Origin of the sequence: Fodinibacter luteus, from assembly GCF_039541575.1 — a bacterium.
GTDB lineage: Bacteria > Actinomycetota > Actinomycetes > Actinomycetales > Dermatophilaceae > Fodinibacter > Fodinibacter luteus.
On record NZ_BAABGM010000014.1, the window covers coordinates 44634 to 67689 of the forward strand.

The following is a 23056-nucleotide window of genomic DNA, read 5'->3' on the forward strand; positions in this document are numbered from 1 at the left end:
GCTCACCGCGCGACCCCCGTGGCGCGCGGACGGTTCTACCGCGCAGGACGCTAGCGGCGCCACCGCGTCACAGGGGCGCCCGGAACCGAGAACTTGAGAAACCTTTACCCTTCGGAGCCGGAGGCCACCGCCCGGGCGCTCTCGGGGAGCACCGCCTCGAGGGCGTCGGCACCGCCGGCCGCGCCGGACGCCGCACGGACGCGAGCCCCGAGCCGTGCCGCGGCCGCCCGGTGCGGGCCGTCGGCGAGGAGGCCACGCACCGTCGCACCGATCTCGTCGGCGGAGGCCGTGCGCCCCAGCAGCCGCCCGGCCCCGGCCCGTTCGAGGCTGCGACCGACCATCCGGTGGTCCGCCCTCGGGTCCAGCGGCAGGACGGCGACGGGCACGTCGTGGGCGAGCGCCGCCATCGTCGTGCCGTGCCCACCGTGGCCGAGCAGGGCCGTGACCCGCGGGAAGAGCTCGTCGTGCGGGACGAACCGGTGCACCTCGACACCCGGCGGAACCCGCAGTGCGGAGGGGTCGACGCGGGGGCCCGACGTGACGACGACGCGGGCGGCCAGCCCGGCGCACCCGTCGACGGCGGCCTGGAGGCGCTCGGTCATCCCGTCGTAGCCGAAGGTGCTCAGGCTGACGAGCACGGTCGGTTCCGCGTCGACCCGCGGGCGCCAGGGGACGATGGGGCCGACCTGGCGCGCGACTCCCCCGGGCCGGACCGTGTCGAGGTCGGGCAGCGTCGTCACGACCCGGACCGCGGCCTCGCGCAGGGCGCGTCCCGGGCGCAGTCCGGTGGCCCGCAGGAGCAGGCCGAGGGGGCCCCGCAGCGCCCCGTGGTAGTACTCGTCGTAGCAGTGCACGAGGACGGCGTAGCGCACCCCGCAGCCCCGCGCCGCCTCGAGTGCGCCGAGCATGAGCGCGTCGACGAGCACGAGGTCGGCCGGCCGCCGGGCGAGCTCGGCGAGCAGGTCGCGCCCCATCCCCCGGTCGCCGAAGGTCGCGAGCAGCTCTCGCGTCGTGTGCTCGTCCCCGGCGCGGAAGTCCCTGGCGTGCTCGGCGGGCACCGCGGCGAAGCCGGCCGCCTCGATGGCCGCGCGCTGCGCCGGGTGGCCGAGCACGCGGATGCCGTGCCCGCGCGCCGCGAGCTCGCGGGTGATGGCGAGCGCCGGGGGGACGTTCCCCCCGCCGTCCCACGTGACGACGACGACCTCGGCCATGACGGCTCCTTCGGTTCAGTGGGGGCCCGGGCCGCCTCGACCCGGGCGCTCGAGGACGGCGCGCACGAGTGCCTCCATGCGCGCGCGGGTGACCGGCACCGGCAGGCCGCGGTCTCGCCGGAGCAGCTTCCACGTGTAGACGTCGGTCGCGACGACGAGGAGGTCGACCGCCTCCTCCCGGCCGGCACCGGGCGGCAGGAGGGGCGCGAAGCACTCGGTGACCCAGCGCCGGTGCATGACCCGCCCGTTCGAGGTCACCCGGGTGGCGAAGGCCTCGGTGCCCTCCTGCGCGAGGAGCAGGAGCACGCCGTCGCCCCGGCGCTCGTAGTGCTCGACGACGACGCGCACGGCACCGGCGACGTCGCCCGGCTCCGAGCGCCGCTCGTCCTCGACGGCGGCCGTGGCTCGCTCGAGGGCCGCGTCGACGAGGCCCTCCCGGCTGCCGAAGTGGCGTAGCACGGTCTGCACGCTCACCCCGGCGTCGGCCGCGACATCGGCGAGGGAGATGTCCGACGACAGCCGCTGCTCGTGCAGCGACACGACCGCGTCGAGCACCCGTTCGCGGGTCTCCTGCACCGCCCGGGCCCGGGCCGTCATCCGGTACGTCCGGGTCGGGGCCACCGTCGGTGATTTCATGCCAACGGACGTTAACGGCAAATCGCTGTTCGCGTCAATGCCCGTTCACGCGAAATGATGCCCCGGGCGCGGCCGGGGTGCGCGCGCCGACAGGCAGTGAGCGCGGGCGCGGCGGTGACGGCACGGCATCCACGCTCGCGACCGCACGACACCGGCGCCCACTGCCTGTTCGTGGGCACGCCCCTAGGTCAGCGGACGCCCGCGAGCACGCCCACCGGCGCCCGCCTGCGTGCGTCAGAGCAGGCCGAGCTGGTGCAGCAGCGCGAGGTCGTTGCCGACGATCCACCGCTCGACGACCCGGCCCTCGTCGTCGAAGCGCCGGAAGGTCATCGCCTCCCACGACAGCACCTTGCCCGTCGGGGCCACCCCACGCATCGGGCCGAGGTGGGTGCCCGTGTAGTGGATCCGGGCCGCGACGAGGTCCCCCTCCGCGACGACGGCCTCGAGGTCGGACCGGAAGTCGGGCAGCGAGGCCCGGGTCTCGGCGAGCACCGCGCGGTGACCCGCGGCGTCGGGGGTGACGTGCGGGGGGAGGCCGTGGACGACCGCACCCGGCGCGTAGATCGCCAGGTACCCGTCGAGGTCACCTCGGTTGAGCGCCTCGACGGCGTCGTGCATGCGTTCCTTGTTGCGCTGCGGGTCCATGCCACGAGTCTCGCGCCCGGCGGGGGAGGCCGACAAGTGCGACGCGGTGTGACGTCAACGCGTCCGGTCGACGCGCCCCTCGACCCACACCGGCTCGTCGCTCTCGACGACCCGGCCGTCGGCCCGGAACACGAGGAAGCGGTCGAGTCCGCGCGCGAACCACCGGTCGTGGGTCACGGCGAGCACGGTGCCCTCGAAGGCGGCGAGCGCGTCCTCGAGCGCCTCGGCCGAGTGCAGGTCGAGGTTGTCGGTCGGCTCGTCGAGGAGCAGCAGGGTCGCGCCCGACAGCTCGAGGAGGAGGATCTGGAGCCGGGCCTGCTGCCCGCCCGAGAGCGAGTCGAAGACCTGCTCCGACGCCCGCGCCAAGCCGTAGCGGTCGAGCGCGCGGGCGGCCAGGTCACGCGGCATCCCCGCGCGGTGCTCGTCACCGCGGTGGAGGATCTCGAGCAGGGTCCGCCCGTGGAGCGCGGCGTGGTCGTGGGTCTGGGCGAACCACCCCGGCCGCACCCGCGAGCCGAGCACGACCCGGCCGGCGTGCTCGACGGGCGCGGGGCGGATGTCCCCGACCGGTTCGTGCTCCCGGTCGGGGTCGCTGCCGCCCGCGGCGAGCAGGCGCAGGAAGTGCGACTTGCCCGACCCGTTGCTGCCGAGCACGCCGACGCGCTCGCCGAACCAGATCTCCGCGTCGAACGGGCGCATGAGCTGGCCTCCGTCGACGCGCAGCTCGAGGCCGCTCGCGACGACGGCGCGCTTGGCGGTGCGCCCGCCGGTGAGCCGCATCGCGACCTTCTGGCGCAGCGGCACCGCCTCCGGGGGCCCGGCCTCCTCGAAGCGGCGCAGCCGGGTCTCGGCCGCCTGCAGGCGCGCGGCCATGTCGGAGTTGTACGCGGCCTTCTGCCGGTACATGACGACGAGCGCCTTGATCTTGGCGTGCTCCTCGTCCCAGCGCCGGCGCAGCTCCTCGAGGCGCGCGTTGCGGCCGGCACGCGCCTCGTCGTACGTCGAGAAGCGACCGGGGTGCACCCACACGGTGTTGCCGCCCCGGCTCGGCTCGAGCGTGGCGATCCGGGTCGCGACACGGTCGAGCAGCTCACGGTCGTGGCTGACGAAGAGCACCGTCTTCGGCGACTCGACGAGTCGCTCCTCGAGCCAGCGCTTGGCCGGCACGTCGAGGTAGTTGTCGGGCTCGTCGAGCACGAGCACCTCGTCCGGGCCGCGGAGCAGGGCCTCGAGGACGACCCGCTTCTGCTCGCCCCCCGACAGCGTCGACGCCCGGCGCCACTGGGCGCGCTCGAACGGCGTACCGAGGGCCGCGACCGTGCAGACGTCCCAGAGCGTCTCCCACTCGTAGCCGCCGACGTCGCCCCAGTCGGCGAGCGCCTGCGCGTAGTCGAGCTGGTCCTGCTCGGTGTCGTGCTCCATCATCGCGAGCTCGGTGCGGTCGATCTCGGCTGCGGCGCGGCGCACCGGTTCGGGCGCGACCGACACGAGGAGGTCGCGCACCGTCGTGTCGTCGCGCACCTGGGGGGCGCCACCCGCGGGTACGGTGGCGCCAGCCACCCGCGGGGGAACGATGAACTGGCGCATGACCCCGAGGCCGCCGCTGCGCGTCACGGCCCCGTCGGATGCCGTGAGGTCGCCCGCGAGGATGCGCAGCAGGGTCGTCTTGCCGGTGCCGTTGGGCCCGACGAGCGCGACCTTGGCCCCCTCCCCCACCCGGAAGGTGACGTCGCGCAGCAGCGGCCTGCCGTCGGGCAGCGAGAAGCACACGGTGTTGACGTCGAGGTGGCCCACGGGGCCCAGTGTCCCCGAGTCGGCCGGCGATCTCACCCGGGATTCCGACCCGCCCCGGGAGTCAGTGGAGCAGCGTCTTGAGCAGGATGAAGACGACCCCGAACATCCCGGCCACGACCGTGGACACCACGCGCTCGCGCGGCGAGAGCCGGCCGTCCCGCCCGACGGCCCATCCCGCCACGCAGAGGAGCACGGTGCTGCAGGTCAGGGCCGCGAGCACGGCCGTGACCAGCTCGGCGCCGAACACGCTCATGACGGCGAGCACGACGAGCGGGAGCGTCGACGCGGTGACCATCTCCCAGCCGTGGGTCAGCTGGTGGCGCACCGTCGTCCAGCTCGGGTGGTGCCCCTCGTGGATGCGCTCGGCCACGATGCGGGCGTACCGCTCGGCCCCCCAGTAGATCGTGAGGGTGACGAGCACGGCGATGATCACCTGGTAGGCCTTCTCGGCGTGCGAGGCCGACATGACCGCGGCGCTGACGATCACGCCGTAGATCCCGGAGGCCGTCGCCTCCTGGTTGTCCCGGGTCACGTGCACGGATCGGGGCACGCTCGGGGACCAGTCGGCATCCGGCGCCATCGCTCCACCTCTCCCGCGCCACGGGTCCCTCCCGCCGACGCTCGTCCCATGCTCCCCCACGACCCCCGTTGGACGGTAGACGTTCCACGGTCGTGGGGCGTCAGCCGGGCATCAGCCGCGTCGCGCGCGCCTCGTCCGCCCGCGCGGACAGCTCGGCGTCGGGCGGGTAGACGACCTCCTCGAGCGAGAGCCCGTGCGCCGGCATCACCCTGACGCGGGGGTCGCGCACGCCGGCCGCGAGGAGGTCGGCTGGGACGTCGCGGCCGAACCGGCCCAGCCCCACCGGCACGACGGCACCCACGAGGGCGCGCACCATGCTGTGGCAGAACGCGTCCGCGACGACCGTGCCCTCCACCGTGCCGTCAGGCGCCCGCGACCACTCGTGGGCCAGCAGGGTGCGCACGGTGGTCGCACCCTCGCGCCGCCGGCAGAAGGCGGCGAAGTCGTGCAGGCCGAGCAGCCGGCCGGCGGCGTCGGACATCGCCTCGACGTCGAGCGGCCCGCGGACGAGCGCGGTGTCGTGGCGCCGCAGCGGGTCGGCCCGCGTGGGGTCGTCGCACAGCCGGTAGAGGTAGCGGCGGCGCAGGGCCGAGAACCGTGCGTCGAAGCCCTCGGGGGCGCGGGACACCGCGCGGATGCCCACGTCGGGGGGCAGGATGCCGCGCAGCCGGGTCGCGGCGACCTCCTCGGCAGGGCGTTCCGAGCGGCCGCGCACCGCCTCCCACACCCGTGGGTCGACGTCGGCGTGGGCGACCTGGCCGCGGGCGTGCACCCCGGCATCCGTGCGGCCGGCGACGACCAGCCGCACGGGCTCGGGGCTGCGCAGGAGGGTGGTGAGCGCCGCGGAGAGCACGCCCTCGACAGTGCGCCGCTGGGGCTGGGCGGCCCATCCCGAGAACGCGGTCCCGTCGTAGCCGAGGTCGATGCGGATCCGCAGGGTCACCGCGTCAGCGTAGTGCCGGGTGGCGCCGCCTCTCGCCCGGGTCGGGTGCCCAGGTGGCTGCCCTGGCGACCGGGCGGGCACCCGACCCCGACGGGACGCGGAACGGCCCCCTCCCGCAGCGGGAGGGGGCCGTTCACGGCATACCGGCGCCAGAGGAGGCTCAGGCCTCGTCCTCGACCTGCTGCTTCTCGGCGCCACCGGCCGGCTCGAAGCCAGCGGCCTCGGCGGCCTCGGCGTCCTTGAACCAGAACTCGGCGTTGGTCTGGTCGAACCACTGCGAGCCCTCGACGTGGTACTTGCCGGAGTCGGCGTTGCCCTTGACGGTGTAGCCCTCGGGGGCGCTGCCGTCCTCGGGAGCGGCGACCGCACCGGCCGGGAGCTCGACCGCGGTCGTCTCCTCCCCGGTCGTCTCCTCCCCGGTGGTCTCCTCGGCGGCAACCTCCTCGGCGGCCTTGGTCTCAGCGGCGGCCTCCTTGGCCTCCTCCTGCTTGGCCTTGCGCTTGGCGGCGTCGTCCTTGGCGGAGCGCTTCGTGGCCGCCTCGGCCTCCTTGACGGTGGCCTTCCTCGCGACCGGCTCGCGGACGAGCTCGATGACCGCCATGGGGGCGTTGTCGCCCTTGCGGGCACCGATCTTCGTGATGCGGGTGTAGCCGCCGTTGCGCTCGGCCATGTCGGGCGCGATCTCGACGAACAGGCGGTGCACGACGCCCTTGTCGCGAACGACGGTCATGACGCGGCGGCGCGCGTGGAGGTCACCCCGCTTGGCGAAGGTGATGAGGCGCTCGGCGAGCGGGCGAAGGCGCTTGGCCTTGGCCTCGGTCGTCGTGATCGAGTCGTGCTCGAAGAGCGAGGTCGCGAGGTTCGCGAGGATGAGCCGCTCGTGAGCGGGACCGCCTCCGAGACGGGGACCCTTGGTGGGGGTGGGCATGGCTTTCTCCTTGGTTTACGTGCCGGGGTGGAGGCGAGACGTCAGAGCTGCTCGTCCTCGGCGTACGCCGCGTCGTCCTCGCCCTCGCCGAAGGTGAAGTCGTCGTAGCGGTCCGCGATGAGGCTGGGGTCGAAGCCGGGAGGGCTGTCCTTGAGCGCCAGGCCCATGCCGGCGAGCTTGGCCTTGACCTCGTCGATCGACTTCGCGCCGAAGTTGCGGATGTCGAGCAGGTCGGCCTCGCTGCGACCGACGAGCTCACCGACGGTGTGGATGCCCTCGCGCTTGAGGCAGTTGTAGGACCGGACCGTGAGGTCGAGGTCCTCGATCGGCAGCGCGAGGTCCGCGGCGAGCGCGGCATCCGTCGGCGACGGGCCCATGTCGATGCCCTCGGCCTCGACGTTGAGCTCGCGGGCCAGGCCGAAGAGCTCGACGAGCGTCTTGCCGGCGGAGGCGAGCGCGTCCCGCGGGGCCATCGAGTTCTTCGTCTCGACGTCGACGACGAGGCGGTCGAAGTCGGTGCGCTGCTCGACACGGGTGGCCTCGACCTTGTAGGTCACGGTGAGCACCGGGGAGTAGATGGAGTCGACCGGCATGCGGCCGATCTCCTGGTCGCCCGACTTGTTCTGCTGCGCCGAGACGTAGCCGCGACCGCGCTCGACGGTCAGCTCCATCTCGATGGTGCCCTTGTCGTTGAGGGTCGCGATGTGCAGGTCGCTGTTGTGGACCTCCACCCCGGCCGGCGGTGCGATGTCGGCTGCGGTGACCGCGCCGGCACCCTGCTTGCGCAGGTACATGACGACCGGCTCGTCGTGCTCGGAGGAGACGACGAGGCCCTTGACGTTGAGGATGATCTCGGTGACGTCCTCCTTGACCCCGGGGATCGTGGAGAACTCGTGGAGCACACCGTCGATGCGGATGCTCGTGACGGCCGCACCGGGGATGCTCGAGAGCAGGGTGCGGCGCAGGGAGTTGCCGAGCGTGTAGCCGAAGCCGGGCTCGAGGGGCTCGATGGCGAATCGGCTCCGGTTCTCGGAGACGACGTCCTCGGACAGGACCGGACGCTGTGCGATGAGCACGGTGGTTCTTCCTTCCCACGGGCGACCGCTATATGACGCCTCGTGATGCCGGGCTCAGGGCCCGGCCTCCGCCCCACCTCTGTCCGTGGCGCGGATCTCGCGACCGGATGCCGTCCGCCCCAGCGGGCGGACGGCATCCGGTTCGTACTAGTTCTTGGAGTAGTACTCGACGATGAGCTGCTCGGTGAGGACCGTGTCGATCTGGCCCCGTGTCGGCAGCTGGTGGATGAGGATCTGCAGGGTGCCCGGGACGACCTGCATCCAGGCCGGGATCGGGCGGTCACCGAAGGTCTCGCGGGCGAGCTGGATCGGGAAGCTCTCGACCGACTGCTTGCGGACGGTGATGATGTCGTACTGCTCGACCCGGTAGCTCGGGACGTCGACGCGCACGCCGTTGACCTCGAAGTGGCCGTGGGTCACGAGCTGGCGCGACTGGCGGCGCGTGCGGGCCAGGCCGGCGCGGTAGATGACGTTGTCGAGGCGGGACTCGAGGATGGTCAGGATGTTCTCACCGGTCTTGCCGGGGCGGTTGGCCGCCTCCTTGTAGTACCGGCGGAACTGCTTCTCCATGACGCCGTAGGTGAAGCGCGCCTTCTGCTTCTCCTGGAGCTGGGTGAGGTACTCCTTCTCCTGGATCCGGCGACGACCGTGCTGGCCGGGCGGGAAGGGACGCAGGTCGAAGTTCTTGTCGCCGCCGACGAGGTCGGTCTTGAGCCGGCGCGACTTCTTGGTGATGGGTCCGGTGTAACGGGCCATATCTCTCTACTTACCTTTCGCGAAGTCTTGGGACGCGCTCAGACGCGGCGGCGCTTGGGCGGGCGGACACCGTTGTGCGGGCTGGGGGTGACGTCCTGGATCGAGCCGACCTCGAGGCCGGCGGCGGTCAGGGAGCGGATGGCGGTCTCGCGACCGGAGCCCGGGCCCTTGACGAAGACGTCCACCTTGCGCATGCCGTGCTCCATGGCACGGCGCGCAGCGGCCTCGGCGGCGGTCTGCGCGGCATACGGCGTGGACTTGCGAGACCCCTTGAAGCCCACCTGGCCCGCGGAGGCCCAGGCGATGACGGCCCCGGTGGGGTCGGTGATCGAGATGATCGTGTTGTTGAACGTGCTCTTGATGTGGGCCTGGCCCACGGCGACGTTCTTCTTCTCCTTGCGGCGCACCTTCTTGGCGCCCGCGGTACGGCCCTTGGGAGGCATGTGTCTCTCCTACGGAGTTCTTCGAAGTCTGGAAGCGGCCGGCTCGCGAAGCGAGCCCGGATGACGGGGAGCGAAGCGACCGGGGTTACTTGCCGGCCTTCTTCTTGCCGGCGACGGTGCGCTTGGGGCCCTTGCGGGTGCGCGCGTTGGTCTTCGTGCGCTGACCGCGCACGGGCAGGCCACGACGGTGACGCAGGCCCTCGTACGACCCGATCTCCACCTTGCGGCGGATGTCCGACTGCACCTCGCGGCGCAGGTCACCCTCGACCTTGAGGTTGTCCTCGATCCAGTCGCGCAGCTTGACGAGCTCTTCGTCGCCGAGGTCCTTGACGCGGGTGTCCGGGCTGACGCCGGTCGCCGCGAGGGCCTTGCTCGCGCTGGTCCGACCGACTCCGAAGATGTAGGTCAGTGCGACCTCGACGCGCTTGTCGCGCGGGAGGTCCACTCCAACTAGACGTGCCATCTGTGGATGGTTTCCTTTTCTCGTGGTCCGGAGGTCTGGTGCAGCCACCGGTCCGGCCCATCCTGGTCCGGTCCCCGGCCTCCGGGCCGGGGGTGACGTCCCGCGCTCACCTGCTGTTCCAGGTGACCCGTCGGGGGTCGGGTGCTGCGTGCTTCTTCTCGTGGTGCGTGTGCTCGAAGCCCTGTGGACTCGTGCGGCCCCTCGCGGGGCGGTGCTGCCTTCCTGACTCGCGTCAGCCCTGGCGCTGCTTGTGGCGCAGGTTCTCGCAGATCACCATGACCCGCCCGTTGCGGCGGATCACCTTGCACTTGTCACAGATCTTCTTGACGCTCGGCTGAACCTTCATGTCGCCTTTGCTGTCTCGTCGATGCGTGTGTGTTAGCGGTAGCGGAAGACGATGCGGCCGCGGGTCAGGTCGTAGGGGCTGAGCTCCACCACCACGCGGTCCTCCGGGAGGATCCGGATGTAGTGCTGGCGCATCTTCCCGGAGATGTGCGCGAGGACCTTGTGACCGTTCGTGAGCTCAACCCGGAACATCGCGTTCGGGAGTGCCTCGACGATCGTGCCCTCGATCTCGATGACGCCGTCCTTCTTGGCCATACCCTCTCAATCCGCCGTTGGGCGACTCTTTCGTCGTGTCGATCCGCCCATGGAAATCGGCCCCGTGCTGCTCTTGCAGGGTTGCACCCATGCTCGAACGCACACGTGACCGACGTTCAATGCTACCGACTGGGCGCCCGAGCACGAAATCCGCGGCCCTCGGTCCCGCGCCACGAGGCCGGGTCGGGGTGGCACCGCCTCACGGGGCCGTGCCGCCACGGGCGAGGATGGCCCCATGAGCGTGCGCATCGCCGTCGTCGTCGACCCCGCCGACCCGTCGGGCGTCCCCGACCCGGATGCCGTGCGCGCGGCTCTCGGGGGCGACGTCGCCTCGTGGGTCCTGCCCCCGTCGTCCCCCGCGCTCACCGACCTGTCCGGGCTCGACGGGGTGTGGGTCTGCTCGGGGCCGGGCGGCCCGGACGGTGCGGCCGCGCTCGCAGCGGTGCGGTGGGCCCGCACCCACGGCGTGCCCGTGCTCGCCTCGGGCGCGGGGTTCGACACCGGGCTCGTCGAGGCGGCCCGCACCGACCTCGGCGCCGAGGTCGCGCCCACCCTGACCCCCGCCCTCGCGGGGGCCCTCGGCCAGCGCGGCTGGGTCGTGCACGACACCACGAATGACGGCGAGCCGCTCTCGCTCGGGCTGCCGACCCACCCGTTCCTCGTCCTGACCCGGTTCCGCCCGTGGCCCGGCCCGCACCCGGCGCTCACCGCCTTCGTCGAGGCCGCCCGCACCCGGGCGCGGTACCGTGAGTGGTCGGAGGAGGACCGGGCCCGGGCGACGGCGATGGCGGCGGCAGAGGCGCAGCCGCGCCCCTACGTCCACCAGATGCGCGGACCCCGGCACCGCTGGTGGCGACCGCTCGTCGCCGGCGTCGTCGGTCTCCTCGCCTGGGTCGCGCTCGCTGCCGTCGTCACCGTCGCGTTCTGGGCGGCCGACCTCATGCCCGCCACGGTCGACGAGCTGGGCACCGACGCGTGGGGGACGCTCTACGGCAACCTCGTCCTCGCGGCGCTCATCCCGGCCACCTTCCTCGCCCTGTGGGTGGGCCACCGGCGCAGCCCGTGGCGGGTGCTGTCGGTGGCCGGTCGCTTCCGCTGGGGCTGGGCGCTCAGGTGCACCGCCGTCGTGACCCCGATCTGGGCCGCCTACCTCGTGCTCGGCTGGGTCGTCCTCGGCCAGGAGGTCCTCCCCCGGGCCGAGCAGTGGGTCGGGCTCGTCGCGGTCAGCCTGCTCACGACCCCGCTCCAGGCGGCGGGCGAGGAGATCGCCTTCCGGGGCGGCCTCGTCCAGAGCGTCGGCTCGTGGTTCCGGTCCCCCGTCGTCGCCCTGCTCGTCACGACGGTGCTGTCGACCGCGGCGTTCGCCGCCGCCCACGGCTCCGCGGACCCGTGGATCCTCGTCGAGCTCGGCTCGCTGGCGGCGTTCGGCTGCTACCTCGCGTGGCGCACCGGTGGGCTCGAGGCGGTCATCGTCATCCACGTCGTCAACAACCTGCTCATCACCGTCTCGGGCGCCCTGCTCGGCGGTCTCGAGGAGTCCTACGTCGACGCGTCGAGCGCCGGGTCGCCGGTCTCCGCGACCATGACCCTCGTCGTCACGGGGGCGACGACGGCGCTGCTGCTGTGGCTCGCCCGGCGTCGAGGCATCGCCCCGGCCGGCCGGTTCACCCCCGCGCTCGGGTGAGGTCGGCGGCGAAGAGCTCGAGGATGCGGGCGCAGCCGTCGACCGCGCTCAGCTCGCCCGCGCGGACGGCCCGCTCGATGTCGGCATGGCGGTCGTGCACCGAGGGGCTGTCCCGCACGGCGTCCTGGAGGTGGGCGTCGACCATCGCCCACATCCAGTCCTGCTGCTGACGGGCCCGGCGCGCCTCGAGGGACCCCTGCGACTCGAGGTGCTCGCGGTGCTCGAGGACCGCGGCCCACACCTCGTCGAGGCCGGCGCCGGTGATCGCCGAGCAGGTGAGCACGGGGGGCCGCCGCACCGACGGCCCCGGCATCATGAGCCGCATCGCCCCCGCGAGCTCCCGGGCGGCGACCCGGGCGGGCGCCTCGCCGTCGCCGTCCGCCTTGTTGACGGCGATGACGTCGGCGAGCTCGAGGATGCCGCGCTTGATGCCCTGGAGCTGGTCGCCGGCGCGGGCCAGGGTGAGCAGGAGGAAGGTGTCGACCATCTCCGAGACCGCGATCTCGTTCTGGCCCACCCCCACGGTCTCGACGATGACGACGTCGTAGCCGGCGGCCTCGAGCACGAGCATCGACTCGCGCGTCGCCCGGGCGACGCCCCCGAGGTGGCGGCCCGACGGGCTCGGCCGCACGAAGGCCTCCTCGCGCGCCGCGAGCGCGGCCATCCGCGTGCGGTCGCCGAGGATCGAACCCCCCGTGCGCCGCGAGCTCGGGTCGACCGCGACGACGGCGACCCGGCTGCCCCGGTCGACGAGACGGCATCCCATGGCGTCGATGAAGGTCGACTTCCCGGCGCCGGGCACGCCGCTGATGCCGACCCGCACCGCACCGCCAGTGGCGTCGGCGATCGCGATGAGCAGCTCGGCGGCCTGCTCCCGGTGGTCGGGACGCGAGGACTCCAGCAGGGTGATGGCCCGCGCCACGTGCTGGCGCGAGCCGTCGCGCACGCCCGCGGCGAGGTCCGCGACGTCGACCGGCCTCACCCGAGCCGCTCGCGCAGCTCGCCGACGAGGTCGACCGCCGCCCGGCTGATGACGGTGCCCGGTGGGTAGATCGCGTCGGCGCCGGCGGCCCGCAGCGCCTCGAAGTCCTGGGGCGGGATGACCCCGCCGACGACGATCATGAGGTCGCTTCGCCCGAGCGCGTCGAGCTCCTGGCGCAGGGCAGGCACGAGGGTGAGGTGCCCCGCCGCGAGCGAGCTGACCCCGACGACGTGGACGTCGGCCTCGACGGCCTGGCGGGCCACCTCGGCCGGGGTCTGGAACAGCGGGCCGACGTCGACGTCGAAGCCGAGGTCGGCGAACGCGGTCGCGATGACCTTCTGGCCACGGTCGTGACCGTCCTGGCCCATCTTCGCGACGAGGATCCGCGGCCGTCGGCCCTGCTCGTGCTCGAACTCCTCGACGAGCCGCTGGGCGTGCCGCACGGTCTCGTCCTCCCCCGCCTCCGCGCTGTACACGCCCCCGATCGTACGGATCTGCGCGGTGTACCGGCCGAAGACCTCCTCCATCGCGGCCGACATCTCGCCGACGGTGGCCATGGCGCGGGCGGCGTCGATGGCGAGGGCGAGCAGGTTCGTGCCGAGGTTCCCGTCGGAGCCGGACCGCGCGGCATCCGTCATCCTCGCGAGCGCGGCGCGGGTCTTCGCCTCGTCGCGCTCGGTGCGCAGGCGCTCGAGCTTGGCCAGCTGGCTCGCCCGGACGGCGGCGTTGTCGACCTTGAGCACCTCGATGGCCTCGTCCTCGTCGACCGGGTAGCGGTTGACGCCGATGACGGGCTGTTGCCCGGAGTCGATGCGGGCCTGGGTGCGTGCCGCGGCCTCCTCGATGCGCATCTTCGGGATGCCGGCCTCGATCGCCTTCGCCATGCCGCCGGCGGCCTCGACCTCCTCGATGTGCTGCCACGCCCGGCGGGCGAGGTCGTGGGTGAGCCGCTCGACGTAGGCCGAGCCCGCCCACGGGTCGATGACCCGGGTCGTGCCGGACTCCTGCTGCAGGACGAGCTGGGTGTTGCGCGCGATGCGGGCCGAGAAGTCGGTCGGCAGGGCGATCGCCTCGTCGAGGGCGTTCGTGTGCAGGCTCTGGGTGTGCCCCTGGGTGGACGCCATCGCCTCGACGCAGGTGCGCACGACGTTGTTGAAGACGTCCTGCGCGGTGAGCGACCAGCCCGACGTCTGGCTGTGGGTGCGCAGCGACAGCGACTTCGGGTTCGTCGCCCCCTGGTCACGCACGAGGCGGGCCCAGAGCAGGCGGGCGGCCCGCATCTTCGCGACCTCCATGAAGAAGTTCATCCCGATGGCCCAGAAGAAGGACAGGCGCGGGGCGAAGGCGTCGACGTCGAGGCCGACCGCCTTCCCCGCCCGGATGTACTCGACGCCGTCGGCGAGGGTGTAGGCGAGCTCGAGGTCCTGCGTGGCCCCGGCCTCCTGCATGTGGTACCCGGAGATCGAGATCGAGTTGAACCGCGGCATCCGCTGGCTCGTGAAGGCGAAGATGTCGCTGATGATCCGCATCGACGGCTCGGGCGGGTAGATGTAGGTGTTGCGGACCATGAACTCCTTGAGGATGTCGTTCTGGATGGTCCCCGTGAGCCGCTCGGGCGCGACCCCCTGCTCCTCCGCGGCCACGACGAAGAGCGCGAGGATGGGGATGACCGCACCGTTCATCGTCATCGACACCGACATCTGGTCGAGCGGGATGCGGTCGAAGAGGGTGCGCATGTCGTAGATCGAGTCGATCGCCACGCCCGCCATCCCGACGTCGCCGGTGACACGGGGGTGGTCGGAGTCGTAGCCGCGGTGGGTCGCGAGGTCGAACGCCACCGACAGGCCCTTCTGCCCGGCGGCGAGGTTGCGCCGGTAGAACGCGTTGGACTCCTCGGCCGTGGAGAAGCCGGCGTACTGGCGGATCGTCCACGGCTGGGTCGTGTACATCGTCGGGTACGGGCCCCGCAGGTACGGCGGGGCGCCGGGCACGGTGTGCAGGAAGTCGAGGCCGGAGAGGTCGGCCCCCGTGTAGATCGGCTTGACGGGGATCTGCTCGGGGGTGAGCCACGGCTCGCCGTCGGGTGGTGCCGCCGGGCCGGCGGGGCGGCCGTCGCCGAGGTCGAGGCCGGTGAAGTCGGGGACGGTGCTCATCGCGGACCCTCCGTCGTCGTCGGGGCGGTCGGTGCCGTGGCGGGGGATGCCGGGCCGCCCGGGGGTGCCCCGAGCCGGTCGAGCAGGTCGTCGAGGAACGCGACGACGTCCATCCCGTCCCGCACCTCGCCGTCGACGAGGCCGGCGTCCTCGCCGAGCTCGCCGGCGCGCCCCGCGACGAGGACCCGCTGTGCCCCGGCGGCGCGCAGCTCGGCCACGGCGGCCGCGCCGTGCTCGGCGTAGCCGGCCCGGTTCGACGCGATGACGGCCACGGGCGCGCCCTCGTCGACGGTCGTGACGCCGCCCGCGGCGAGGAGGTTGGTGACGAACGCCTGCCGGGCGCCGAACTCGCGGCGGGTCCCGAGCGTGCGCACGACGACGGCCGGGTTCGCCAGGGCGCGGGCCCGGTCGCGCAGCCGCTCGTATGCCGTGGCGTCGCGGCGCGGGGTGAGGGCGCCGTCCGTGGCCGGCGGCTCGACCCGGGCCCGGCGGGTCGCCACGGCCTCCTCGGTGAGCGGGAACATCGACACCCCGGTCAGGGGACGGCGTCGGGTCGCCAGCTCGTCGTCGCGGGCGGCGACGGCCCCGGCGACCCAGGTCGCGAGCAGCCCGTCGGTGAGCGCCCGCACCGCGCCGCCGGCGCGCTCGACCTCCTGGAAGCGCGACCACACGGCATCCGCGACGTCGTCGGTGAGCGACTCGAGGTACCACGAGCCGCCACCGGGGTCGGTGACGCGGCCGACGTTCGACTCGTCGGCGAGCAGGATCTGGGTGTTGCGGGCGAGGCGGCGGCCGAACCGCTCGGGCAGCCCGAGCACCGTGTCGTAGGGCAGCACGCTGACGGCGTCGGCCCCGCCGACCGAGGCCCCGAAGGCCGCGAGGGTGCTGCGCAGCACGTTGACCCACGGGTCGTCGCGGGTGAACATCCGCAGGCTCGTCACGAGGTGGGTGCGCGCCCCGCGCTGCTCCTCCGGCACGCCGCACGCCTCGCCGACGCGCGCCCAGACCCGGCGCAGCGCCCGCAGCCCCGCCGCGGTGAGGAACTGGTCGGCGGTGGCTCCCACCCGGAACTCCACCTGCCCGAACGCCTCGGTGGGCGCGATGCCGGCCGCCTCGAGGTGGCGCAGGTACTCGACCCCCGTGGCGACGGCGACGGCGAGGGCGTCGACGTCGCTCGCCCCGGCGTCGTGGAGCACCCGCGCGTCGACCGTGACGGCGCGCCAGCCGTCGCGACCCGCGCAGGCGCGCACGAGGTCGGCGAGGGCGCCGAGGTCGGGGGTCCGCCCGAGCCGGGCCGCGGCCCCGACGGGGTCGAGGCCGAGGTTCCCGCCGGCCGACGGGCGGTCGCCCACGTGGGCGAGGAGCGCGCGGGCGGCCTCGGCCTGGTGCGTGAACGAGGACACGACGACCGGGGCGAGGTCGAGCCGCACCTCGGCGAGCGCCTCGGGCAGGTCGGCCACCGCGAGGCCGTCGTCGCCGAGGTGCACCCAGACGGACGTGACCCCGTGCTCGAGGTCGTCGAGGACTGCGGCGCGGGTCACGGCGGCGTCGGGGTCGTCGTGCAGCTGGCGGACGTCCCACGGCAGCGCGGGGTCGCGCACGGCCCGGCCGCGGGTGAACGGCATCGCGCCGGGCAGGCCGAGCGGGCGGTCGCCGGCGAGGTAGAGCGCGTCGACCTCGATGCCGCCCTCGAGGCGGCGGCGCAGCGCCTGCTCGGCGGCCGGACCGTCGAGGTGCGCGTCGGCCGCACGGCCCTTGTTCAGGACGGCGGCGACGAGCCGTTGCCAGTCCTCGCGGCCCTGCTCGGGGAACCCGGCCGCGAGGGCGAAGGTGTCGGGGGGCGTGGTCTCCGGGGCGAGCGACGCGTCGGTCATCGAGCTCCCTTTCCGCGGGCGTCCGGCGGCGGCGCCGGTCCGGCCGCCCCGGTGACGCACCCGACCGCTCCGGGCGGCCGGTGGGGCCATGAGCCGGTGGGGCGGGCCCCCGCGGGAGCCTGCCCGTCCACCCTAGTGCGGCCCCGGTGGGCACCCGGCGAGAGATGCCGCACACGGGCAGCGCCTGCGGCAGGAGGGCCGAGGCGCTCGTTGAACGGAGGAGGTCAGGCCGGGCTCAGGCGGGGTCGATCGGGTGGTGGGCCACGCCGAGCGAGGCGAGCCCGGCGGCGCCGCCGTCGAGCGCCGTGAGCACGGTGAGACCCTGCGCCGTGGCCGCGACCGAGTGCTCCCAGTGCGCCGCGTGCGAGCGGTCACGGGTCACGACGGTCCACTCGTCGTCGAGGACGTCGTTGTCCTGGTCGCCGAGGACGACCATCGGCTCGATGCAGATCGTCGTGCCCTCGACGACCCGGGGGCCCTTCCCGGACACCCGGTAGTTCGGGACCTGCGGGTCCATGTGCATCGACGTGCCGATGCCGTGGCCGACGTAGTCCTCGACGATGCCGTACTCCCAGCCGCGCCGCCGTCCCGACGCGGTGAGGCTGTCCTCGACCGCCGCGCCGACGGCATACAGGCTCTCGCCGACCCGCAGGGCGGCGATGCCGGCCCACAGCGACGCCTCGGTGTCCTCGACGAGCGCGACGTCGCGCGGTCGGCCGGCCTCCGGGCCGCCCACGACGAGGCTGACGGCCGCGTCGCCGTTCCACAGGCCGACCTGGGCGCCGCAGTCGACGGAGAGCAGGTCGCCCTCGCGCAGCACGCGCTGCCCCGGGATGCCGTGGACGATCTCCTCGTTGACCGAGGTGCACAGGGTGTGCTCGTAGCCCGGGACGAGCTGGAAGTTCGGGATGCCGCCGTGGTCGCGGATATGGGTCTCGGCGAGGGTGTCGAGCTCGAGGGTCGTCATCCCGGGGCGCACCGAGGCCGTGAGCAGCTCGAGGGTGCGGGCGACGAGGAGCCCCGCCGTGCGCATGCCGGCGAGCTGCTCGGGGGTCTTGCCCTCGCAGCGGTCACGGGTGAACAGGCCCATGCCGCGGAACCCTACCCGCGCCCGAGCCCGGCCCCCACACCCCCCGGCCCCGTGGAGCGGAGAGAACACGCCGCTCCCCCGGAGGGCGAGCGGCGTGTTCTCTGCCCTCGTCGGGGAGGGGCCGCGCTCAGGCGAGGGCCGCGAGCACCCGCGTCGTCACCTCGTCGACCTCACCGAGCCCGTCGACCTCGACGAGCAGCCCGCGCTCGCGGTAGGTGTCCGACAGCGGCTTGGTCTCGCGGTGGTAGATCGCCATCCGCTCGCGGATGACCTCCTCGGTGTCGTCGGCACGCCCCTCGAGCTCAGCGCGCTTGAGGAGGCGGCCGACGACGGCATCCTCGTCGACGGTGAGCTCGAGGACGTGGTCGAGCGCCGACCCGTGCGCCGCGAGCATCGCGTCGAGGGCCTCGACCTGGGCGAGGGTGCGCGGGTAGCCGTCGAGGAGGAAACCCCGTGCACAGTCGTCCTGGGCGAGACGGTCCTCGACGACGGCGTTGGTCACCTCGTCGCTGACGTAGCCGCCCGAGGCGAGGATCGCCTTGACCTGCAGGCCGAGCGCGGTCTCGTTCTTGATGTTCGCGCGGAAGATGTCGCCGGTGGAGATGGCGGGGATGCCGAGGTGCTCGGCGATCCGGGCCGCCTGGGTGCCCTTGCCGGCTCCGGGCGGTCCGAGGATGAGAAGACGCATCAGCGAAGGAACCCTTCGTAGTGCCGCTGCTGGAGCTGGGCCTCGATCTGCTTCACCGTCTCCAGGCCGACACCCACGATGATGAGGATCGAGGTACCGCCGAAGGGGAAGTTCTGGTTCGCGTCGACGAGGACCAGCGCGATGAGCGGGATGAGCGAGATGAGCGCGAGGTAGATCGCGCCCGGCACCGTGATCCTGGTGAGGACGTAGTTGAGGTACTCGGCCGTGGGTCGCCCGGCGCGAATACCCGGGATGAAGCCGCCGTACTTCTTCATGTTGTCGGCGACCTCGGTCGGGTTGAACGTGATGGACACGTAGAAGAACGTGAAGAAGAGGATGAGCCCGGTGTAGAGCGCCATGTAGATGGGCTCGCCGCCGCTCACGAGGTTGGTGTTGATCCAGTCGACCCACCCGGGGTTGTTGCCGTCGGCCCGCTGGTTGAACTGGGCGAGGAGCATCGGCAGCGACATGAGCGAGCTCGCGAAGATGACGGGGATGACGCCCGCCATGTTGACCTTGAGCGGGATGTACGTCGACGTGCCGCCGTACACCCGCCGGCCCACCATGCGCTTGGCGTACTGGACCGGGATGCGCCGCTGGCTCTGCTCGACGAAGACGACGAGGGCGATGACGACGAAGCCCATGAGGATGATGCCGAGGAAGACCGTCCAGCCGGACCGCTGCTGGATGGCCCACAGCGAGCTCGGGAACCCCGCGGCGATCGAGGTGAAGATGAGCAGCGACATGCCGTTGCCGATGCCCTTGTCGGTGATGAGCTCACCGAGCCACATGACCATCCCGGTACCGGCGGTCATCGTGAGCACCATGATGAGGATCGTGACGACCGAGTCGTCGCTCAGGATGTTCGTGCAGGCCGGGTTGTTGAACAGCGACTGCGGGTTCTGGGCGAAGGTGATGAGCGTCGAGGACTGCAGCACCGCGAGGGCGATCGTCAGGTAGCGCGTGTACTGCGTCATCTTCGCCTGACCGGCCTGGCCCTCCTTCTTCAGCGCCTCGAAGCGGGGGATGACGACCGTGAGCAGCTGCACGATGATGCTCGCCGTGATGTACGGCATGATCCCCAGCGCGAAGATCGACAGCTGGAGCAGCGCACCGCCACTGAAGAGGTTGACGAGCCCGAGCAGGCCGTTGGTGTCCGCCGCGCCGCTGATGCACTGCTGCACGAGCGGGTAGCTCACGCCGGGGGTCGGAACGTGGGCCCCCAGCCGGTAGATCGCGATGATCGACAGCGTGAACAGAATCTTCCTGCGCAGGTCGGGCGTCTTGAACGCGCGGCCGAAAGCGGTGAGCACAGGTCCTCCAGTGGTGCGGCCGGGTGTGGTGGCCGCGTCGTCAACAATCCGTCACAAGATACCCGCCGACACCGGGGGACCCGGCATCGAGGGCGAAACGCCGGATGCCGCGGGGCTGGTTCCCGAGGAACCTCGGGAGCCTGCCCTGCGGCATCCGGTCATGAGGAGGGGTCAGGCGGTCGTCGCCGAGCCGCCCGCCGCCTCGATCTTCTCCTTGGCGCTGCCGGAGAACGCGTTGGCCGTGACGTGGACGGCCACCGTGATCTCGCCGCTGCCGAGCACCTTGACGAGCCGGCCACCGCGGACCGCGCCCTTGGCGACGAGGTCCTCGATGCTCACGTCGCCACCCTCGGGGTAGAGCGCGCTGATCCTGTCGAGGTTCACGACCTGGTACTCGGTCCTGAACGGGTTCTTGAAGCCACGCAGCTTCGGGAACCGCATGTGCAGCGGGGTGGTGCCACCCTGGAAGCCCTCCGGCACCTGGTACCGGGCCTTGGTGCCCTTGGTACCGCGACCGGCGGTCTTGCCGCGCTTGCCACCCTCACCGCGACCGACGCGGACCTTGGCGGTCCGGGCGCCCGGGGCGGGGCGAAGGTGGTGCACCTTCAGTGCGGACGCACCCGATGCGGCCTTGGCGGCCTTCGTGGTGTCAGCCATGCTCACTCAACCTCCTCGACGGCCACCAGGTGGGTCACCGTCCTGACCATCCCGCGGATCTCGGGACGGTCCTCCTTGACGACGACGTCGCCGATGCGCTTCAGACCGAGGCTGCGCAGCGTGTCACGCTGGTTCTGCTTGCCACCGATCTCCGAACGGGTCTGGGTCACCTTCAGCCGCGCCATCATGCACCGGCCTTCGCCTCGGCGATGCCGGCGGCCTGGGCACGCAGCATCGCGGCGGGGGCGACCTGGTCCACGGGCAGGCCGCGGCGGGCCGCGACGGCCTCGGGACGCTCCAGGCCCTTGAGGGCCTGCACCGTCGCGTGGACGATGTTGATCGCGTTGTCCGATCCAAGGCTCTTGGACAGCACGTCGTGGATGCCGGCGCACTCGAGCACCGCGCGGACCGGGCCACCGGCGATGACACCGGTACCGGGGCTGGCGGGGCGGAGCATGACGACACCCGCGGCGGCCTCGCCCTGGACGGGGTGCGGGATGGTGCCCTGGATGCGGGGGACCTTGAAGAACTGCTTCTTGGCCTCCTCGACACCCTTGGCAATCGCCGCGGGCACCTCCTTGGCCTTGCCGTAGCCGACACCGACGGTGCCGTCGCCGTCACCGACGACGACGAGCGCGGTGAAGCTGAACCGGCGGCCACCCTTGACGACCTTGGCGACGCGGTTGATGGTCACGACGCGCTCGATGTAGGCGCTCTTCTCGGCATCGCGGGAGTCACGGCCGCCGCGTCCGCCGTCACGACGGTCGCCTCGGCCCTCGCGGCCACCGCGCTCCGCGGTGGCGGGCCCGGTGCCTCGACGCTGGGGTCCTGGCATCAGATGTTCCTCATCTCAACAACGGTGGTGGTCTGCTTCGACGTCGTCACAGCGACAACCCGCCTTCCCGGGCGCCGTCGGCGATGGCGGCGACGCGACCGTGGTACTTGTTGCCGCCCCGGTCGAAGACGACGGCCTCGACGCCGGCCGACTTGGCGCGCTCGGCGACGAGCTCGCCGACCTTCTTGGCCTTGGCGGTCTTGTCGCCCTCGAGCGTGCGCACGTCGGCCTCCATCGTGGAGGCGGAGGCCAGGGTCCGGCCCACGGTGTCGTCGACGACCTGGACGAAGACGTGGCGCGCGGACCGCGACACGACGAGGCGGGGACGACCGGCGGTGCCGGTGACGACCTTGCGGACGCGGAAGTGGCGGCGGCCGCGTGCGGCGCTCTTGCCCTTGGCGCGCTTCACGATCAGTGCCATGGCTTACTTACCAGCCTTTCCGACCTTGCGGCGGATCTGCTCGCCCGCGTAGCGGACGCCCTTGCCCTTGTACGGGTCGGGCTTGCGGAGCTTGCGGATGTTCGCGGCGACCTCGCCGACGAGCTGCTTGTCGATGCCCTGGACCGCGAACCGGGTCTGGTTCTCCACCACGAAGGTGATGCCGGCCGGGGGCTCGACGGTGATGGGGTGCGAGTAGCCGAGGGCGAACTCGAGGTTGGAGCCCTTGGCCAGCACGCGGTACCCGGTGCCGTGGATCTCGAGCTTCTTCTCGTAGCCCTCGGTGACGCCGAGCACCATGTTGTTGATGAGCGAGCGGGTCAGGCCGTGCAGCGAGCGAGCGGTGCGCCCGTCGTCGGGTCGCTTGACCTCGAGAGTGGCGTCGCTGCGCTCGACGGTGATCGGCTCGGCCACGACGTGGCTGAGCTCGCCCTTGGGGCCCTTGACCGTGACGGTCTGGCCCTCGATGGCGATGTCGACACCGGAGGGGACGGTGACGGGGAGACGTCCGATGCGTGACATGTCGGTGACCCCTTACCAGATGTAGGCGAGGACTTCCCCACCCACACCCTTGTTGGCGGCCTGCTTGTCGGTGAGCAGGCCGGACGACGTCGAGATGATCGCGACACCCAGGCCACCGAGCACCTTCGGCAGGTTGGTGGACTTGGCGTACACGCGCAGGCCCGGCTTGGACACGCGGCGCACACCGGCGATGGAGCGCTCCCGGTTCGGGCCGTACTTGAGGTTGATGGTGAGCGTCTTGCCCACCTCGGCGTCCTCGACGGTCCAGCCGGCGATGTAGCCCTCGGCCTCGAGGATCTCGGCGATGTGGCTCTTCAGCTTCGAGAACGGCATGGAGACTGCGTCCTTGTGCGCCGAGTTGGCGTTGCGGACGCGGGTCAACATGTCCGCGATCGGGTCGGTCATGGTCATTGGGCTTCTCCGCCCTCTCTCACCACGGTTTCCTCCGAGCAGCACTCGGCGGACCTGCGATGTAGATGGTCTGGTTCATGGGTATGCCGCGGGCTGCGGCGGGGTGGGTACGTCCGGTCGGTGACCGACCGGCATACCCGGGTGTCACCAGCTGGACTTGGTCACTCCGGGGAGCTCCCCGCGGTGGGCCATCTCCCGCAGGCAGATCCGGCACAGGCCGAACTTGCGGTAGACCGAGTGCGGGCGGCCGCAGCGCTGGCAGCGGGTGTAGCCGCGGACCGCGAACTTCGGCTTCTTGTTCGCCTTGTTGACAAGGGCAGTCTTGGCCATAGC

The 23056-nt window shown here is 72.4% G+C and carries 27 protein-coding genes; 1 reads left to right on the forward strand and 26 read right to left on the reverse strand.

Annotated elements, in window-relative coordinates; genetic code table 11:
• Window positions 1-104: 104 nt before the first annotated feature.
• The 13 genes from ABD899_RS11225 to infA all read right to left on the reverse strand — a co-directional run bounded on the left by ABD899_RS11225 (window position 105) and on the right by infA (window position 10075).
• Window positions 105-1211 (reverse strand): glycosyltransferase, encoded by a 1107-nt coding sequence (locus tag ABD899_RS11225; protein ID WP_345205861.1) that lies wholly within the window; start codon window positions 1209-1211, stop codon window positions 105-107.
• 15 nt (window positions 1212-1226) lie between these two features.
• A complete protein-coding gene (locus ABD899_RS11230; protein WP_345205863.1) occupies window positions 1227-1847 on the reverse strand; it encodes a TetR/AcrR family transcriptional regulator in 621 nt (206 codons plus the stop codon).
• Window positions 1848-2081: 234 nt separating this feature from the next.
• The gene (locus tag ABD899_RS11235) at window positions 2082-2492 is read right to left on the reverse strand and encodes an ester cyclase (protein ID WP_345205866.1); all 411 of its coding nucleotides are present in this window, start codon (window positions 2490-2492) and stop codon (window positions 2082-2084) included.
• Between the two features lie 54 nt (window positions 2493-2546).
• Complete coding sequence (locus ABD899_RS11240) at window positions 2547-4286, reverse strand: ABC-F family ATP-binding cassette domain-containing protein (protein ID WP_345205868.1); 1740 nt, start codon at window positions 4284-4286, stop codon at window positions 2547-2549.
• A 61-nt stretch (window positions 4287-4347) separates the two neighbouring features.
• Complete coding sequence (locus ABD899_RS11245) at window positions 4348-4866, reverse strand: hypothetical protein (RefSeq protein WP_345205871.1); 519 nt, start codon at window positions 4864-4866, stop codon at window positions 4348-4350.
• A gap of 100 nt (window positions 4867-4966) precedes the next feature.
• A complete protein-coding gene (locus ABD899_RS11250; RefSeq protein ID WP_345206135.1) occupies window positions 4967-5803 on the reverse strand; it encodes a tRNA pseudouridine synthase A in 837 nt (278 codons plus the stop codon).
• Window positions 5804-5969: 166 nt separating this feature from the next.
• Entirely contained in the window at window positions 5970-6737 is a 768-nt protein-coding gene (rplQ, locus tag ABD899_RS11255) for a 50S ribosomal protein L17, sunset domain variant (RefSeq protein ID WP_345205874.1), read from the reverse strand.
• 41 nt (window positions 6738-6778) lie between these two features.
• A complete protein-coding gene (locus tag ABD899_RS11260; protein WP_345205877.1) occupies window positions 6779-7813 on the reverse strand; it encodes a DNA-directed RNA polymerase subunit alpha in 1035 nt (344 codons plus the stop codon).
• Window positions 7814-7960: 147 nt separating this feature from the next.
• Window positions 7961-8569, reverse strand: a complete 609-nt coding sequence (rpsD, locus tag ABD899_RS11265) for a 30S ribosomal protein S4 (protein ID WP_345205880.1) — start codon at window positions 8567-8569, stop codon at window positions 7961-7963.
• Between the two features lie 38 nt (window positions 8570-8607).
• A complete protein-coding gene (rpsK, locus tag ABD899_RS11270) occupies window positions 8608-9012 on the reverse strand; it encodes a 30S ribosomal protein S11 (protein ID WP_159900872.1) in 405 nt (134 codons plus the stop codon).
• An 85-nt stretch (window positions 9013-9097) separates the two neighbouring features.
• Complete coding sequence (rpsM, locus tag ABD899_RS11275) at window positions 9098-9475, reverse strand: 30S ribosomal protein S13 (protein ID WP_345205883.1); 378 nt, start codon at window positions 9473-9475, stop codon at window positions 9098-9100.
• A gap of 232 nt (window positions 9476-9707) precedes the next feature.
• Window positions 9708-9821: a 50S ribosomal protein L36 gene (gene rpmJ / locus ABD899_RS11280; RefSeq protein ID WP_006592630.1), complete on the reverse strand. Its 114-nt coding sequence runs from the start codon at window positions 9819-9821 to the stop codon at window positions 9708-9710.
• 32 nt (window positions 9822-9853) lie between these two features.
• Window positions 9854-10075, reverse strand: a complete 222-nt coding sequence (gene infA / locus ABD899_RS11285; protein WP_006946284.1) for a translation initiation factor IF-1 — start codon at window positions 10073-10075, stop codon at window positions 9854-9856.
• 235 nt (window positions 10076-10310) lie between these two features.
• On the opposite strand from infA, the gene ABD899_RS11290 reads away from it, so the two are divergent.
• Window positions 10311-11759 (forward strand): CPBP family glutamic-type intramembrane protease, encoded by a 1449-nt coding sequence (locus ABD899_RS11290; protein WP_345205886.1) that lies wholly within the window; start codon window positions 10311-10313, stop codon window positions 11757-11759.
• Here the strand turns inward: ABD899_RS11290 and meaB are convergent.
• From meaB to ABD899_RS11355, 13 genes are all read right to left on the reverse strand, one after another.
• Entirely contained in the window at window positions 11740-12741 is a 1002-nt protein-coding gene (meaB, locus tag ABD899_RS11295; protein WP_345205889.1) for a methylmalonyl Co-A mutase-associated GTPase MeaB, read from the reverse strand. The two genes, ABD899_RS11290 and meaB, sit on opposite strands and share 20 nt — an antisense overlap.
• Window positions 12738-14894 (reverse strand): methylmalonyl-CoA mutase, encoded by a 2157-nt coding sequence (scpA, locus tag ABD899_RS11300; protein WP_345205892.1) that lies wholly within the window; start codon window positions 14892-14894, stop codon window positions 12738-12740. Before scpA ends, meaB begins: the two co-directional genes overlap by 4 nt.
• The gene (locus tag ABD899_RS11305; RefSeq protein WP_345205894.1) at window positions 14891-16768 is read right to left on the reverse strand and encodes a methylmalonyl-CoA mutase subunit beta; all 1878 of its coding nucleotides are present in this window, start codon (window positions 16766-16768) and stop codon (window positions 14891-14893) included. The genes scpA and ABD899_RS11305 overlap by 4 nt, the downstream gene beginning before the upstream one ends.
• Before the next feature lie 235 nt (window positions 16769-17003).
• Window positions 17004-17858: a type I methionyl aminopeptidase gene (gene map / locus ABD899_RS11310; protein WP_345205897.1), complete on the reverse strand. Its 855-nt coding sequence runs from the start codon at window positions 17856-17858 to the stop codon at window positions 17004-17006.
• A 127-nt stretch (window positions 17859-17985) separates the two neighbouring features.
• A complete protein-coding gene (locus tag ABD899_RS11315) occupies window positions 17986-18546 on the reverse strand; it encodes an adenylate kinase (protein WP_345205899.1) in 561 nt (186 codons plus the stop codon).
• Window positions 18546-19859 carry a preprotein translocase subunit SecY gene (gene secY / locus ABD899_RS11320; protein ID WP_345205902.1) on the reverse strand — a complete coding sequence of 438 codons (1314 nt, stop codon included), beginning with the start codon at window positions 19857-19859 and terminating at the stop codon, window positions 18546-18548. Before secY ends, ABD899_RS11315 begins: the two co-directional genes overlap by 1 nt.
• Window positions 19860-20030: 171 nt before the next feature.
• Complete coding sequence (gene rplO, locus ABD899_RS11325; RefSeq protein ID WP_345205905.1) at window positions 20031-20516, reverse strand: 50S ribosomal protein L15; 486 nt, start codon at window positions 20514-20516, stop codon at window positions 20031-20033.
• A 2-nt stretch (window positions 20517-20518) separates the two neighbouring features.
• Window positions 20519-20701 carry a 50S ribosomal protein L30 gene (gene rpmD / locus ABD899_RS11330; protein ID WP_345206138.1) on the reverse strand — a complete coding sequence of 61 codons (183 nt, stop codon included), beginning with the start codon at window positions 20699-20701 and terminating at the stop codon, window positions 20519-20521.
• Complete coding sequence (gene rpsE, locus ABD899_RS11335) at window positions 20701-21351, reverse strand: 30S ribosomal protein S5 (protein ID WP_345205907.1); 651 nt, start codon at window positions 21349-21351, stop codon at window positions 20701-20703. The genes rpmD and rpsE overlap by 1 nt, the downstream gene beginning before the upstream one ends.
• A gap of 46 nt (window positions 21352-21397) precedes the next feature.
• Window positions 21398-21772, reverse strand: coding sequence for a 50S ribosomal protein L18 (gene rplR, locus ABD899_RS11340; RefSeq protein WP_345205909.1), 375 nt, complete (start codon window positions 21770-21772; stop codon window positions 21398-21400).
• A 3-nt stretch (window positions 21773-21775) separates the two neighbouring features.
• On the reverse strand, window positions 21776-22312 hold the full coding sequence (gene rplF, locus ABD899_RS11345) for a 50S ribosomal protein L6 (RefSeq protein WP_345205910.1): 537 nt from the start codon (window positions 22310-22312) through the stop codon (window positions 21776-21778).
• A gap of 12 nt (window positions 22313-22324) precedes the next feature.
• Window positions 22325-22723 carry a 30S ribosomal protein S8 gene (rpsH, locus tag ABD899_RS11350; protein ID WP_345205912.1) on the reverse strand — a complete coding sequence of 133 codons (399 nt, stop codon included), beginning with the start codon at window positions 22721-22723 and terminating at the stop codon, window positions 22325-22327.
• 144 nt (window positions 22724-22867) lie between these two features.
• Window positions 22868-23053 (reverse strand): type Z 30S ribosomal protein S14, encoded by a 186-nt coding sequence (locus ABD899_RS11355; RefSeq protein WP_145229691.1) that lies wholly within the window; start codon window positions 23051-23053, stop codon window positions 22868-22870.
• Between the last annotated feature and the right edge of the window lie 3 nt (window positions 23054-23056).